Origin of the sequence: Allosphingosinicella vermicomposti (assembly GCF_003012815.1) — a bacterium.
Classification (GTDB): domain Bacteria; phylum Pseudomonadota; class Alphaproteobacteria; order Sphingomonadales; family Sphingomonadaceae; genus Allosphingosinicella; species Allosphingosinicella vermicomposti.
The window spans coordinates 380,456-396,440 of record NZ_PXYJ01000002.1 but is presented as its reverse complement, the minus strand read 5'-3'; the positions used below and the strand labels follow the sequence as shown (position 1 = coordinate 396,440).

Genomic DNA, 15,985 nt, shown 5'->3' with positions numbered 1-15,985 from the left:
AGTCCCTCCCCTCAAGGGGGAGGGCTTCAGGCATTGGAGCCGTCACACCAATGGTGGCAGGCGGTCGCTTTCCGTCGGTGCGGCGGGAGCCTGCGGAGCGGTTGGCGCCTTCGGTGCCCGATTTCCATCCGTCCACTGCTCCAGCAGCTTGTGCGCCGTGGGCCGCCCGCCAAGACCGAAAGCGAGGGCGCAGGCGACGGCAGCCGATCCGATGATCGACGCAAAGGCGATGATCACGATCTCGTTCGCGAGGCCCATGAAGCGCAGGCCCATGGCGACGGCGAGCGAGATGATCGACCATTTGAGGATGGCGGGAAGCCAGCCTTCGGTGCCCGAATTGGTGACGAGGTTCGACACGATCCGCGCGATGATTACTCCACCCAGGATGATGCCGGTGCCGAAGAGGATGCGGCTGCCGAGCTCCAGAACTTGGGCCAGCATCAGGGCGATGATCGGCGATTGCAGCAGTTCGGCCGCCTTGATCGAGGAGAAGAGGAGGATCGCGATCATCACGACCATGCCCGCCGTCCGCGACGGCGTGGTGCTTTCGGGCGCGAAGCCCAATGCGCTCACTGCCCGATCGAAGCCCATGGACGGCAGGATCTGCTCCACCGCGCTCTTGGCAAGGCGGCCGACCATATAGCCGATGGCGATCAGGATCAGCGCCCCGATCACGTTGGGAATGGCAAGGAGGATCGCGTTCAGCATTTCCGTCGCAGGCACCGAAATCGCCGCGATGCCGAGGGAATCCAGCGCAGCGATGGTGACCGGGATCATGATCAGGAAGAAGATGATGAGGCCGATCGACCGGCTGATCGAGGGGCGCCCGGCCGCGACCGTCGCAGGCGCTTCCGCCGTCGCCGCGGGCGCGGTGCCCGCCGTCTCGACAAGGCCGGTGCGCCGCAGCCAGCCGTCGACATTGGCGGCCAGGAGGGCGGTTTCGACGACGCGCTTCACGATCTTCGCGATGACGAGGCCGATGAAGAAGATGAGCCCCGCCGCAATGACGTTCGGAACGAAGGCGAAAGCGTTGATGGTGAGCTGCCGCACGGGCTCCAGCACCTGCGCAAGGCCCAAAGGCTGAAGGGCAAGAAGGATGCCGACGAGCAGGATGAGCCAGAATGCGATATCGCCAATCAAACTGCCAAGGGTCTTGCCTGGCTCCGCTTCATTGTGACGCTGAAGGGCGGGAATGCGGTCCACCATCTTGGCGATCGCCCATTTGGCGGCACGGGCGAGAATGTAGGCGACGATGAGGATGGCGAGGGCGCCGAGGACGCGGGGCAGCCAGACCTCCGCCTCATGCTGCCACACGGCTGTTGCCGGTTGTTCTTGCGGATAGATCATCATCTGCTTTCCCCTTTTTCGTCATTCTCGCGCATTTCCGCGCGCCGCGCATCCCAATAAGCGATCCGTTCCGCGATCTTCGCTTCAAACCCGCGTGGAGATGGCTCGTAAAAAGTCTGCGCGCTCATTTCCGCTGGCCAATAATTGTCGCCGGAAAAGCCTTCCGGTGCATCATGATCGTAGCGATAATTCTTCCCATAGCCGACTTGTTTCATCAGCTTGGTTGGCGCGTTCAAAATATTTTTCGGCGGCATGAGCGAGCCGGTATCGCGAGCCGAACGAAAGCTCGCCTTCTGGGCGACATAGGCTGCATTCGATTTGGGCGCCGTGGCGAGATAGAGGCACGCCTGGACGATGGCGAGTTCCCCTTCCGGAGAGCCGAGGAAGTCGTAGGCGTCCTTCGCGGCCAAACATTGGACCAGTGCCTGCGGGTCGGCGAGACCGATATCCTCGGAAGCGAAGCGGACAAGGCGGCGGAGCACGTAAAGCGGCTCCTCGCCCGCGACCAGCATCCGCGCCAGATAATAGAGTGCCGCCTGCGGATCGGACCCGCGCAGACTTTTATGAAGCGCGGAGATCAGGTTGTAATGACCCTCGCGGTCCTTGTCGTAAACGGCCATGCGGCGGTGGAGCAAAGCGGACAAGGCGGCGGGATCGAGCGGTTCATCGAGCTGGACCGAGAACAAAGTCTCTGCCTGATTGAGCAGGAAGCGGCCATCGCCATCTGCGGTAGCGACCAGCGCGTCGCGCGCTTCCGCAGTCAAGGGAAGGGGGCGCTCCATCAGCGCCTCTCCGCGATCAAGAAGCTGGCATAAAGCTTTGGTGTCGAGCCGGTTGAGGATCAGTACCTGCGCACGAGAAAGAAGGGCCGCGTTCAGCTCGAAACTGGGATTTTCGGTGGTGGCGCCGATAAGGACGACAGTACCGTCCTCGACATAGGGCAGGAAGCCATCTTGCTGGGCACGGTTGAAGCGGTGGATCTCGTCCACAAACAGCAGGGTCTGCCGTCCGATCCGCGCATGGTCTTTCGCCTCGGCGAACACTTTTTTAAGATCGGCAACACCCGAAAAAACCGCGGAAATCGCCACGAAGCGCATGCCCACGGCATCGGCTAGAAGGCGGGCGATCGTCGTCTTGCCGGTGCCGGGCGGACCCCACAGGATGATGGAACTCAAGCGCCCCGCCGCGACCATCCGCCCGATCGCGCCGTCCGGCCCCGTCAGATGTTCCTGGCCAACAACATCCTCCAGCTGTCGCGGCCGAATGCGATCGGCAAGCGGTGCGCCAGCCGGCGTCTCGTTCCGCAGCGCAGAAATTTGCGGGTCGTCGGGGAAAAGATCAGGCACCGCCCAGATATAGACGCAGCGTCTCAGTCCGCAACTCCCTTGAATCTATCTAAGATATATCTTAGATATGCGTCGATATGAAGGAGGCTGAAAAATGCGTTTTGGACAAAGCATGGGTACATGGGCCTTTGGCGGCTGGGGTGAAGGGCATCGCGGCGAGGGCCGCGGACGGCGCCATGGCGGACGGCGGATGTTCGACGGCGGCGAGCTGCGACTCGTTCTCTTAAAGCTAATCTCGGAACAGTCGCGCCACGGTTACGACCTCATCCGCGCGATCGAGGAGATGACGGGCGGCCATTATGCGCCAAGCCCCGGCGTCATCTATCCAACTCTCACCATGCTTCAGGATATGGGACATATCGAGGAGGCGCCCGCGGAGGGATCGCGCAAACTCTTCCGCGTGACGGACGATGGCCTGAAATATCTGGCCGCAAAGGCGGATGAAGTCGATGCGCTGACCGAACGCCTGAATGCCGTCGGTGCGCGGCAGCGGCGTCATGGCGCCACGCCGGTGGGACGCGCCATGACCAATCTTGGCGCCGTCATCTCTCACCGCCTGCATCAGGAGGATATGCCCCACCAGATGCTTCACGACATGGCGGAGATCATCGATGAGGCAGCGCGGCGGATCGAACGGCTATGAACGATAGTGCAGCCGAGCAGATACGGACCAACGACGTCCTCGCCCGCCACCTTAACCCCTTCGCTTTCCGCGAGGCGCCACTGAGGTTTAATTGGCGGTACGAGGCATAACAGCGCTACGGAATGCCAATCGCTGGCCCTCGCCATCGATCTTAAAATAGGCGAAAACCTAAGGGACCGGGCTCGTCGGCGGGCGGCCTGCTGAGCCGTGCTCGCGGATCACGCGGATATAGGCGTCGACAAGGGCCTGGTTAACCTCGTCCCAGCCATAATGGGCGGTGATCTGGCGGCCGGCAGCGCCTGCGGCTTTTCGAGCCGCCTCGTCCTGACAATAATGAGCCAGCGCATCGGCGAAGGCGTCTATGGCGCCGGGCCGGATGAGGCGCCCGGTGACATTGTCGGTGACGAGGCTCTCGCTGCCTGTTGCTGCCGCTGCGACGACGGGCAGGCCCACGGCCATCGCCTCGAGCGTTACATTGCCGAATGTTTCCGTGACGGACGGGTTGAACAGCATGTCCATCGACGCCACCGCCCGGCCGAGATCGTTGCCGGCCTGGAAGCCCGCGAATATGCCATTGGGAAGCCGCTTTTCAAACCATTCGCGGGCCGGACCCTCGCCGACGACCAGCACCTTGTGGCGCACCTGCCGCTTTTCGAGGCGGTCGATCGTGTCCGAAAAAACGTCGAGGCCCTTTTCCATGACGAGACGGCCGACGAAGCCGATGACCGGCATGTCGTCTTCGATGCCGAGTGAGCGGCGCCATTCTAGGCTGCGGCGGGCCGGATCGAAAATTCCGGTGTCGATGCCGCGCGTCCAGATCCCGACATTATAGTTCATCCGCTGCTCGCGCAGGCACTGCGCCATGCTTTCGGACGGCGCGAAGATGGCGTCGCAGCGGCGGTAGAGGCGGCGGAGCCCGGCTTCGACGATGGGCTCGAGGAAGGCGGCGCCATAATAACGGAAATAGGTTTCGAAGCGCGTGTGGACAGACGCGATGACCGGCAGGTCCATCTTGTGCGCCAGCGTCACCGCGCGATGGCCCAGGATCTCCGGGCTGGCGATGTGGAAGATGTTGGGTTGAAACGCCTTGATGTCACGCTTGACCGAAGGCGGGATCATCAGCGGCGCGCGATATTCGGCGCGGCCGGGAATGGCGAGCGAGGGGACGCTGACAAGGTCGCCCTTCGGTTCGAACGCAGGCTCCGCCACGGTCGGCGAATAAATGCGCACAGACGCGCCCTGACGGAGGAGATAATCGACCAGGCGGTTGAGGGCCTGGTTCGCCCCGTCGCGTACATAATTATAATTGCCGCTGAACATGGCAATGCGAAGGTCGGACACGTTCATCGCGATGCTCGATAGCGGCTTGGGGCGAAAAGGCAAAGCCGCGCGGCGCCATATGCCTGTCCTTCCCCCAGGCTATTGCAGTCTCGCCACAGCGGGGCCGGGGAGCGGCGCGCTGTGAAAGCTGACGAATTTGATGTGTTCGCACAACCAAACCGTCAGTATTGTCAGTTTCCGCTTCCGTCGCGAGTCCGGGAATGGCCGGGCAGGTTCACGGGAAGAATGAGCGGAGGGGGCGTAACATGGCGGTTGGGCTGTAGGAAAATGGTTTTGGGGCTGTCCCTCTCCCCTTCAGGGGAGAGAGGGGGAAGAAAAAGCCCCGCCGGATTGCTCTGGCGGGGCTCTTCTTTTGATCAGCTATCTGACGGACTTAGTCCTGCAGATAATCGCCTGCATCGGCATCCGTGCCGGTGCCGCTCGGGGCGACTTCAGCGAGCGGATCGGCGTTGATCGCGGCTTCCGGGCCCTGAGCCAGCTCGGCTGCGTGCTCTTCCTCGGCCGTGTTGGCGGCGATCAAGGATTCCTGCAGCTTGCGGTGCGCGGCGCGGAGCGCTGCGTCGCGGCTCGATGCCGCGATGCGCATGCGCTGCATGCCCGCTCCCGTGCCCGCCGGGATGAGGCGGCCGACGATGACGTTCTCCTTGAGCCCGTCCAGGGTGTCGATCTTGCCCTGCACCGACGCTTCGGTGAGGACGCGGGTCGTTTCCTGGAACGAAGCCGCAGAGATGAAGCTGCGGGTCTGCAGCGACGCCTTGGTGATGCCCAGGAGCACCGGCTTGCCGACGGCGCGGGCCTGGTTCTTCGTCAACTTCGAGTTGATCTCGTTCATCTCGGTGAGGTCGACCTGCTCGCCCACCAGGAGCGTGGTGTCGCCGCTTTCGATGATCTCGACCTTCTGCAGCATCTGGCGAACGATCACCTCGATGTGCTTGTCGTTGATCTTCACGCCCTGCAGTCGATAGACTTCCTGGATTTCCGACACGAGATATTCGGCCAGAGCCACGACGCCCAGAACTTCAAGGATGTCGTGCGGATCGGGGCTGCCGCCGATCAGATTGTCGCCGCGCTTGATGAAGTCGCCTTCCTGCACGTCGATAACCTTCGACTTGGGCACCAGATACTCGACGGGATCGCCCCCATCCTCGGGGATGATCGCGATCTTGCGCTTGGCCTTGTAATCCTTGCCGAACGACACGCGGCCGGAGATCTTTGCGATGATCGCATTTTCCTTCGGCTTGCGCGCTTCGAAAAGCTCCGCGACGCGTGGCAGACCGCCGGTGATGTCACGGGTCTTGGCGGCTTCGCGGGACACACGGGCAAGAACCTCACCCGCCTGAACCACCTGGCCGTCCTCGACCGAGAGCATCGCGCCCGGCGAGAGCATGTAGCGTGCCGCCTCGCCCGAATTGTCGTCGAGCAGGGTGATGCGCGGACGGAGGTCTTCCTTCGAGCGCGACGTGCCGCGGAATTCCGTGACGACGCGCTGGGCGATGCCCGTCGCTTCGTCGGTCTGTTCGGTGAGCGTCTTGCCCTCCATCAGATCCTGGAACTTCACGATACCGCCCTTTTCGGTGATCACCGGCATCATGAACGGATCCCATTCGGCGATCCGGTCGCCCTTCGACACGATATGGCCGTGATCGACGAGGAGATGCGCGCCGTACGAGATACGGTGCGTCGCCCGCTCGCGGCCGTCCATGTCGACGATCGCCAGTTCACCGTTACGCGCCATCGCAATGCGGCGGCCACGGCTGTCCATGATCGTCGGTAGGTCGCGAAGCTCGATCGTGCCGTCGACGGCCGCTTCGAGGTTCGACGTTTCGTTGAGCTGAGCCGCACCGCCGATGTGGAAGGTCCGCATGGTGAGCTGCGTGCCCGGTTCGCCGATCGACTGCGCCGCGATGACGCCGACGGCTTCGCCGATATTGACCGGCGTACCGCGGGCGAGGTCACGGCCGTAGCACTTGCCGCAAACGCCCTGGACGCTTTCGCAGATGAGCGGCGAACGGATTTTGACGGCCTGGATGCCCAGTTCGTCGATCTTGAGCGCCGCCGGTTCGTCGATCAGCAAGCCTTCCTTGGCGATGACGTCGCCGGTCTTCGTATCGACGATATCTTCCGACGGGGTACGGCCCAGGATACGCTCGCCAAGCGAAGCGATGGTCGCGCCGCCCTGAACGATCGCCCGCATTTCGAGCGCGTTGGAGGTTTTGCAATCCTCCTCGATGATCACGCAATCCTGGCTGACGTCGACGAGACGGCGGGTCAGGTAACCCGAGTTCGCCGTCTTCAGCGCGGTGTCGGCCAGACCCTTACGGGCACCGTGGGTCGAGTTGAAATACTCGAGAACGGTGAGGCCTTCCTTGAAGTTCGAGATGATCGGCGTTTCGATGATCTCGCCCGACGGCTTGGCCATGAGGCCGCGCATACCGGCAAGCTGCTTCATCTGGGCCTGCGAACCACGAGCACCAGAATGCGCCATCATGTAGATGGAGTTGATCTGGGCCATGCGGCCGTTTTCGTCCTTCGGCTGCGCCTTGATCTTGTCCATCATGGCGTTCGCGACCTGGTCGCCACAACGGCTCCAGGCGTCGATCACCTTGTTGTACTTTTCCTGCTGGGTGATCAGGCCGTCCTGATATTGCTGCTCATAATCCTTCACGAGCGCGCGGGTCTCGTCGACCAGCCCTTCCTTCTCGTGCGGGATGATCATGTCGTCCTTGCCGAACGAAATGCCCGCGCGGAAGGCGTGGCGGAAGCCAAGCTGCATGATCGCGTCGGCGAACAGCACGGTCTCCTTCTGGCCCGTATGACGATAAACTTCGTCGATCACGTCACCGATATCCTTCTTGGTGAGAAGGCGGTTGACGGTTTCGAACGGCACCTTGTGGCTCTTCGGCAGCGTCTCGCCGAGCAGCATGCGGCCCGGCGTCGTTTCGAAGCGCTTCATATAGGTGTTGCCGGCCTCGTCCGTCTGCGGGACGCGGCTGACGATCTTCGTATGCAGCGTGACGGCACCGGCGTTCAAGGCCTGGTGGACTTCCTGCATGTCCGACAGAAGCGAACCTTCGCCCGGCTCACCCTCACGCTCGAGGCTGAGGTAATAGAGGCCAAGGACCATGTCCTGCGAAGGAACGATGATCGGCTTGCCGTTGGCGGGCGAAAGAATGTTGTTCGTCGACATCATCAGAACGCGCGCTTCGAGCTGGGCTTCGAGGCTCAGCGGAACGTGCACGGCCATCTGGTCGCCGTCGAAGTCGGCGTTGAAGGCGGCGCAGACGAGCGGGTGAAGCTGGATCGCCTTACCTTCGATCAGAACCGGCTCGAATGCCTGGATACCGAGGCGGTGGAGCGTCGGGGCGCGGTTCAGGAGAACCGGATGCTCGCGAATGACTTCGTCGAGGATGTCCCAGACTTCCTTGCGCTCCTTCTCGACCCACTTCTTCGCCTGCTTCAGGGTCATGGAGAGACCCTTGGCGTCGAGGCGCGAATAGATGAACGGCTTGAAGAGCTCGAGCGCCATCTTCTTCGGAAGGCCGCACTGGTGCAGCTTGAGTTCCGGGCCGGTCACGATGACCGAACGGCCCGAATAGTCGACGCGCTTGCCGAGCAGGTTCTGACGGAAGCGGCCGTGCTTGCCCTTGAGCATGTCGCTGAGCGACTTCAGCGGACGCTTGTTGGCACCCGTGATCGTGCGGCCGCGGCGGCCGTTGTCGAACAGGGCGTCGACGGCTTCCTGAAGCATGCGCTTTTCGTTGCGGACGATGATGTCCGGCGCGCGCAGCTCCATCAGGCGCTTCAAGCGGTTGTTACGGTTGATGACGCGGCGGTAGAGATCGTTCAAATCCGACGTCGCGAAACGGCCGCCGTCGAGCGGGACGAGCGGGCGGAGTTCCGGCGGAATGACCGGAACGACGTCCAGGATCATCCATTCCGGACGGTTGCCGGATTCCAGGAAGCTTTCGACAACCTTCAGGCGCTTGATGATCTTCTTGGGCTTCAGCTCCGACTTGGTGGTCGCGAGTTCTTCGAGAAGGTCCTTGCGCTCGCCTTCGAGGTCGAGGTCCATCAGCATCTGCTTGACGGCCTCGGCGCCGATACCGGCGGAGAAAGCGTCTTCGCCATATTCGTCCTGCGCCTCAATCAGCTCGTCTTCGTTGAGGAGCTGATACTTTTCGAGCGGGGTGAGGCCCGGCTCGATGACGACATAGGATTCGAAATAAAGGACGCGCTCAAGCTGCTTCAGCTGCATGTCGAGCAGAAGGCCGATGCGGCTCGGCAGCGACTTCAGGAACCAGATGTGGGCAACCGGAGCGGCCAGTTCGATATGGCCCATGCGTTCGCGGCGGACCTTCGAAACGGTCACTTCCACGCCGCACTTTTCGCAGACGATGCCCTTATATTTCATGCGCTTGTACTTGCCGCACAAGCATTCGTAATCCTTGATTGGACCGAAGATGCGCGCGCAGAACAGACCGTCGCGTTCCGGCTTGAACGTGCGGTAGTTGATCGTTTCGGGCTTCTTGATCTCACCGAACGACCAGGAACGGATGCGTTCCGGCGAGGCGATGCCGATCTTGATCTGGTCGAACGTCTCCGGCTTGGCGACCGGATTTGCGAAGTTGGTCAGTTCATTCATCTCTGTTTCCCTTCGGGGAAGAATTCTTTCTCAGGCTGCGGCAGGGGAGGGGCGCCGGACGAACCGGCGCCCGACGACCCTTATTCCGCCGCCTCGGCCAGATCGTCGCCGTCCGCGAGGCTATTGAGCTCCACATTGAGGCCGAGCGAGCGCATTTCCTTGACGAGAACGTTGAACGATTCCGGAATACCGGCTTCGAACGTGTCGTCGCCCTTGACGATCGCTTCGTAGACCTTCGTACGGCCGATCACGTCGTCCGACTTCACGGTCAGCATTTCCTGAAGCGTGTAGGCGGCGCCATAAGCCTGGAGCGCCCACACTTCCATTTCGCCGAAACGCTGCCCGCCGAACTGCGCCTTACCGCCCAGCGGCTGCTGGGTGACGAGACTGTACGGGCCGATCGAACGGGCGTGGATCTTGTCGTCGACAAGGTGGTGGAGCTTCAGCATGTAGATGTAGCCCACGGTCACCTTACGGTCGAACTTGTCGCCGGTGCGACCGTCATAGAGGTCGACCTGGCCGCTCTCGTCGAGACCAGCCTTGGCGAGCATCGCCGACACGTCCGCTTCCTTCGCGCCGTCGAACACCGGAGTGCCCATCGGAACGCCGTTCACGAGGTTCGAAGCGAGTTCCATCACTTCGTCGTCGTTCCGGGCTTCGATCTCGCCGTGATAATGATCGCCGTAAACGTCCTTCAGCTTCTCGCGGACCGCCTTCACGTCGCCGGACGCAATGTCCTTGCCCTTGTGATGGATGTCTTCGAGCATGCCCGCAATCTGACGGCCAAGGCCGCGCGCGGCCCAGCCGAGGTGCGTTTCGAAGATTTGACCGACGTTCATACGCGACGGTACGCCGAGCGGGTTCAACACGATGTCCGCATGCGTACCGTCTTCGAGGAACGGCATGTCCTCGACCGGCAGGATGCGGGAGATGACGCCCTTGTTGCCGTGACGGCCGGCCATCTTGTCGCCCGGCTGCAGCTTGCGCTTCACCGCGACGAAGACCTTGACCATCTTCAAGACGCCCGGAGCCAGCTCGTCGCCGCGCTCCAGCTTCTCGATACGGTCTTCAAGACGGCGCTTGATGACACCTTCGGCATCGTCAAACTGCGTCTTCACCGCTTCGAGATCGCTCTGGACCTTGTCGTCGGCAACCGCGAACTTCCACCATTCGTGGCGCTCGACGCTGTCAAGCAGTTCCTGGTCGATCGCGCTGCCCTTCTTGATGCCCTTCGGAGCGGCAGCGGCCGTCTGGCCGAGCAGCATGTCCTTGAGGCGCGAATAGGTGGCACGGCGGAGGATCGAGCGTTCGTCCTCGGCATCCTTGCGAAGGCGATCCTTTTCCTCGGCCTGGATGGCGCGGGTGCGGTCGTCGATATCGATGCCGTGACGGTTGAAGACGCGCACGTCCACGATCGTTCCGGCAACGCCCGGCGGCAGGCGGAGCGAGGTGTCGCGCACGTCGCTGGCCTTTTCGCCGAAGATGGCGCGGAGGAGCTTTTCTTCCGGCGTCATCGGGCTTTCGCCCTTCGGCGTGATTTTGCCGACCAGGATGTCGCCCGGCTCCACTTCGGCCCCGATATAGACGATGCCCGCTTCGTCGAGGTTGCGTAAGGCTTCTTCACCGACGTTCGGAATGTCGCGGGTGATGTCTTCCGGCCCGAGCTTCGTGTCGCGCGCCATCACTTCGAATTCCTCGATGTGGATCGAGGTGAAGACGTCGTCCTTCACGATGCGTTCGGAAATGAGGATGGAATCCTCATAATTGTAGCCGTTCCACGGCATGAAGGCGACGAGCACGTTGCGGCCAAGCGCCAGTTCGCCAAGCTCCGTCGAGGGGCCGTCGGCGATGACATCGCCCGCGTTCACCACCTCGCCCACCTTCACCAGCGGACGCTGGTTAATGCAGGTCGACTGGTTCGAACGCTGGAACTTCATGAGCGTGTAGATGTCGACGCCGGACTTGCCGGCTTCGACTTCGCCGGTGGCGCGGATCACGATACGCGACGCGTCGACCTGGTCGACGATGCCGCCGCGCTTGGCGGCGATCGCGGCACCCGAGTCACGCGCAACCGTTTCTTCCATGCCGGTGCCGACGAACGGCGCCTCGGCGCGGACGAGCGGCACGGCCTGACGCTGCATGTTCGATCCCATGAGCGCGCGGTTCGCGTCGTCATTCTCGAGGAACGGAATGAGCGAGGCGGCGACCGAGACGAGCTGCTTGGGGCTGACGTCCATCAGGGTGATCGTGTCGCGCATCGCCATCAGGAATTCACCGGCCTGACGGGCGGAGATCAGTTCCTCGGCAAACGTGCCGTCGGCGTTCAGCTCAGCGTTCGCCTGGGCGATCGTGTGCTTCGCCTCTTCCATGGCGGAGAGGTAGACGACGTCGTTCGTCACCTTGCCGTCAATGATCTTGCGATACGGCGTTTCGATGAAGCCGTATTTGTTCACGCGGCTGAACGAAGCCAGCGAGTTGATGAGACCGATGTTCGGGCCTTCCGGCGTTTCGATCGGGCAGATACGGCCATAATGGGTTGGGTGAACGTCGCGGACTTCGAAGCCTGCGCGCTCACGGGTGAGACCGCCCGGCCCGAGCGCAGAAACGCGACGCTTGTGCGTCACTTCGGAGAGCGGATTGGTCTGGTCCATGAACTGCGACAGCTGCGAGGAGCCGAAGAATTCGCGGACCGCGGCCACGGCCGGCTTCGCGTTGATGAGGTCGTTCGGCATGACGGTTGACACGTCGACGGACGACATGCGCTCCTTCACCGCGCGCTCCATGCGGAGCAGGCCGACGCGATACTGGTTTTCCAGAAGCTCGCCCACCGAGCGGACGCGACGGTTGCCGAGATTGTCGATGTCGTCGATCTCGCCCTTGCCGTCCTTCAGGTTCACCAGTTCCTTGACCACCGCGACAATGTCTTCGGTGCGGAGCGTGGTGATCGTGTCTTCGGCATCGAGGCCAAGGCGCATGTTGAGCTTCACGCGGCCCACGGCCGAGAGGTCATAGCGCTCCGGATCGAAGAACAGGCCGGCGAACAGGGATTCAGCGGTTTCCTTCGTCGGCGGTTCGCCGGGGCGCATGACGCGGTAAATGTCGGAAAGTGCGCTATCGCGATCTTCCGACTTGTCCGCCTTCAGCGTGTTGCGCATCCAGGCGCCGGTGTTGACGTGATCGATGTCGAGCAGCTCGAGGCGGTCGATGCCCGCCTTGTCGAGCTTTTCGAGATTTTCCGGAGAAACCTCGTCACCGGCTTCGATGTAGATCTCACCCGTTTTCTCGTTGATGAGATCATAAGCCGAATAGCGGCCGAAGATTTCTTCCGTAGGAATGACCAGGCTGGTGAGGCCGTCCTTGCCCGCCTTGTTGGCGGCGCGCGGCGTGATCTTCTGGCCGGCCGGGAATACAACCTCGCCGGTTTCGGCGTTGACGATGTCGAAGGCCGGCTTCTGGCCGCGCCATGCTTCGGCAACGAACGGAATCTGCCAGCCGTCCTTGCCGCGCACGAAGGTGACCGTGTTGTAGAAGGTGTTGAGGATATCCTCGCTGCCAAGGCCGAGCGCGTGCAGCAGAGCCGTGACCGGCAGCTTGCGCTTGCGGTCGATACGGACGTTGACGATGTCCTTGGCGTCGAATTCGAAGTCGAGCCAGGAGCCGCGATACGGAATGACGCGGGCGGCGAAGAGATACTTGCCCGAGGCGTGAGTTTTGCCGCGGTCATGGTCGAACAGCACACCCGGCGAACGGTGCATCTGGCTGACGATGACGCGCTCCGTGCCGTTGACGACGAACGTGCCGTTCGACGTCATGAGCGGCATGTCGCCCATGTAAACGTCCTGCTCCTTGATATCGAGGACGGAGCGGGTTTCGGTATCGGGATCCACCTCGAACACGATGAGGCGGAGGGTCACGCGCATCGGGGCGGCATAGGTGATGCCACGCTGGCGGCATTCCTCGATATCATACTTGGGCTCTTCGAGCTCATAGTTGACGAAATCGAGTTCGGCGGTGCCGGCAAAATCGCGGATCGGGAAGACCGAACGAAGCGTCTTTTCCAGGCCCGACACATAGCCGTCCTGCGGCCGTGAGCGGAGGAAGAGTTCGTAGCTGTCGCGCTGAACCTCGATGAGGTTCGGCATTTCGCTGACTTCGTGGATATTGCCGAAGATCTTGCGGATCCGCTTGGACGCGGACGCGCGAGTCTCAGCTGCCGGTGCTGCCTTAGTCGCCATGAAAAATTTCGCCTCGTACTGCCTGAATACAGGTGCGCTGCAAACGCAAAAAGCCGCGCTTTTCCGTGGGAAAAGGCAGCTTCAAGCGTCTAAGGAACCACAAGGCCGATCAATGCTTTGAACATGCTGCGCGACGGCATATTCTGTTCCGAAAGGCTGTGGTGATGGCCGCTATCTAATAACCACTGTTGGAAAAGTCAAACAATCGGGCCGCTCCGGCGACGATCAGAAGTGCGCGCGGGGCAGGCCGTGGCGGCGGCTGAGAACGTCAAGGATTTGCTCGACGTCCGACACGAAACGGACCCCGTTAGCAGACCCGGTTTCCAGCCCGCCGGGCGCGTCATCGGCAAGGATGAGGCGGGGCAAACCTTGGTTCGCTTCGCCGATCAGGTCGACCAAGGCGGTTCGGGGTCGCTGGAAGGGCACGCGCACGACATCCACATCGCCAAACAGTGCTGGATGGAGGGCGATCACGCCTTCGATGGTTGCGCAATAGGGGCAGTAAAAGCGCGCATTTTCATCCGCGCCCTTATAGCCTGGATCCGCAAAGCCGGTTTCGATCAAAAACAGCGTGTCCCGCTTCATGCCCCCTAATCCCCCTTAATCGATTTTCAGCCGGACGAACGCCATCGCGCCGGCCGGGTCGCCAGCATAGAGCGTTTCCAGACCGGCGGGAACAAAGTTGCGGGCGTAGAGCCCGCCTATGCCGAACTTGACGTTCGGCGCGACCTGGAAATCGCGGATCGCGCCGAGCGAAACCTTGCCCACTTCATAGGTGTCGCCATGATGGCCCGCTTTCGGCAGCAGTTCGTTATTTTCCGTATACTCCGCCCGCCCGAAGAGGGTCCAATCGTCTAGGCTGACCGCGCCTTCCAGTACGAGGGCATCGAGGCTGCCATGATCCCGGTCGCGTCGGCCCCAGGCGGCAGTGGTGGACCACCACTTTCCTTCGCCGAAGCTGCGTGTGTAGATTGCGCTGGCCGACCAGCGGGTTTCGTCCTCGTCCGGCTGCAATTGTTCCGGGCTTTTGAGATCGGCCCAGCTTGCCTGGAGAGCGAGGTTCGGCGTCGGATTCCAACTCAACCGGGCGGCGGTGGAATCAAGCGGCGCGGTTTCGATATTGAAACGCTTTTCGTCCGGCTCGCGTCCGTTGAAGCGCGACGCTTCGATCTTCACGTTCTTATGGACGAGGCCTGCGGTCACCACGCCGAAGGTGATGTGAGTGGAATCAAGCCAGTGATGAGTGATTGGCGCTTCCGGGCTGTCCATGATCGACATGCGGTGCATGAAGGCGGGCGGTCCGAAGGCGGGTTCGCCGGGCAAGCCGCCATAAAGGTAGGCGCTGCTGTCCGGCCCTAGCTTCACGCTGTAGCTCGCCGACAATTCCATGAAGAGGTCGTGGGGATGCTGGCGATCGACCAGGGGGGTGACGCCGTCCGCGGTTTCGCCTGTGGCGAGGTGAAGCGGATAGCCCGCTTTGCCCATCAACGGATCGGGGCTGAGCATCGCGCGCAATTGCAGGGTGCCCGGTCCCGCCTCGCGGCGCGCCATGCCCATGACCATACCGGATACGAATGCCTTGTCGCCACCGCGCGGCCCGCCCTGCCAGCTATAGACGCCGTTCAGTTGTGCATGGCCCATCAGCATCCAGTCGCCCGCATTGGCATGAAGCCCACCATGCAGGGATGCGTCGGGCTGCCAGGCCGTGCCCGACGCTTCACGGGAGGATGGGTAGGGACCAAGCGCGCCCTGCATCATGGCCGTCGAACCGTGGTGGCTGCGATGATCCATGCCTTCATGACCCTGCGGCATTTCATGGCCTTCATGCTGGTGCTGCACAGGCTGGGGAGGTGGAGGAGACTCATGACCCTCATGGCCCGAATGTTCCTGCGCAACGGCGGGCGTTACGGCTAGGGCGAGGAGGGAGGCGGAAAGGAGGAGGCGCATGGATCTGTCCTTTGGAAATATCAGTGGCAGGCGCGGCCGAGGGCCTTGAGACGCCAGTAATTGTAGGGAAGCGGGGCCAGGAAACCGGCCGCCAGCATGATGGGCATGACCCACCAGGTCAGCATCGCACCTCCGGTCAGCAGCCAATCGACGGCGTTCATGGCGCTTTCCATCGCGATCATTGAAATGAGCGACATGCCGATCGCCGTCTTGAACGCGGTCCGCAGCACCATCTGGCGCGAGAGGATGAAGGTTTCGAGCGCGATCGAGGTCAGGATGCCGTTCATCGTGGCGAGCGCCATAATCGCCATGGCCGGCCAGGCAATCCCGAAAAACTGAAAGAAGGCAATCGTACCGAAATCACCGGCGGCGCAACCGGTGAGACACCAGGCGGTGTTAATCGACGCGCGGCGCCATGTGTGGCGGCAGTGCCAGTGAAAGGACGGCGTGGAAATTGCGGCATGGGCCATGGCATTACTCCTTG

General features: G+C 62.1%; 9 protein-coding genes. 1 reads left to right on the top strand and 8 read right to left on the bottom strand.

Annotated elements, in window-relative coordinates; genetic code table 11:
* Positions 1-42: 42 nt before the first annotated feature.
* A complete protein-coding gene (locus tag C7I56_RS07830) occupies positions 43-1,350 on the bottom strand; it encodes a mechanosensitive ion channel (RefSeq protein WP_106640024.1) in 1,308 nt (435 codons plus the stop codon).
* Positions 1,347-2,693, bottom strand: coding sequence for a replication-associated recombination protein A (locus tag C7I56_RS07825; RefSeq protein ID WP_425352380.1), 1,347 nt, complete (start codon positions 2,691-2,693; stop codon positions 1,347-1,349). Before C7I56_RS07825 ends, C7I56_RS07830 begins: the two co-directional genes overlap by 4 nt.
* A gap of 94 nt (positions 2,694-2,787) precedes the next feature.
* Here C7I56_RS07825 and C7I56_RS07820 point away from each other — a divergent pair, with 94 nt between their 5' ends.
* On the top strand, positions 2,788-3,336 hold the full coding sequence (locus tag C7I56_RS07820) for a PadR family transcriptional regulator (protein ID WP_245409631.1): 549 nt from the start codon (positions 2,788-2,790) through the stop codon (positions 3,334-3,336).
* Between the two features lie 168 nt (positions 3,337-3,504).
* Here the strand turns inward: C7I56_RS07820 and C7I56_RS07815 are convergent, their stop codons facing one another.
* The 6 genes from C7I56_RS07815 to C7I56_RS07790 form a co-directional block, all read right to left on the bottom strand.
* A complete protein-coding gene (locus C7I56_RS07815) occupies positions 3,505-4,683 on the bottom strand; it encodes a glycosyltransferase family 4 protein (protein WP_106640022.1) in 1,179 nt (392 codons plus the stop codon).
* A 367-nt stretch (positions 4,684-5,050) separates the two neighbouring features.
* On the bottom strand, positions 5,051-9,319 hold the full coding sequence (gene rpoC, locus C7I56_RS07810) for a DNA-directed RNA polymerase subunit beta' (protein ID WP_106640021.1): 4,269 nt from the start codon (positions 9,317-9,319) through the stop codon (positions 5,051-5,053).
* A gap of 80 nt (positions 9,320-9,399) precedes the next feature.
* The gene (gene rpoB / locus C7I56_RS07805) at positions 9,400-13,554 is read right to left on the bottom strand and encodes a DNA-directed RNA polymerase subunit beta (protein ID WP_106640020.1); all 4,155 of its coding nucleotides are present in this window, start codon (positions 13,552-13,554) and stop codon (positions 9,400-9,402) included.
* Positions 13,555-13,779: 225 nt separating this feature from the next.
* Positions 13,780-14,139, bottom strand: coding sequence for a DUF3088 domain-containing protein (locus tag C7I56_RS07800; RefSeq protein WP_106640019.1), 360 nt, complete (start codon positions 14,137-14,139; stop codon positions 13,780-13,782).
* Positions 14,140-14,154: 15 nt separating this feature from the next.
* Complete coding sequence (locus C7I56_RS07795) at positions 14,155-15,501, bottom strand: hypothetical protein (protein ID WP_106640018.1); 1,347 nt, start codon at positions 15,499-15,501, stop codon at positions 14,155-14,157.
* A gap of 20 nt (positions 15,502-15,521) precedes the next feature.
* The gene (locus C7I56_RS07790) at positions 15,522-15,971 is read right to left on the bottom strand and encodes a DUF4396 domain-containing protein (RefSeq protein WP_106640209.1); all 450 of its coding nucleotides are present in this window, start codon (positions 15,969-15,971) and stop codon (positions 15,522-15,524) included.
* Positions 15,972-15,985 lie beyond the last annotated feature (14 nt).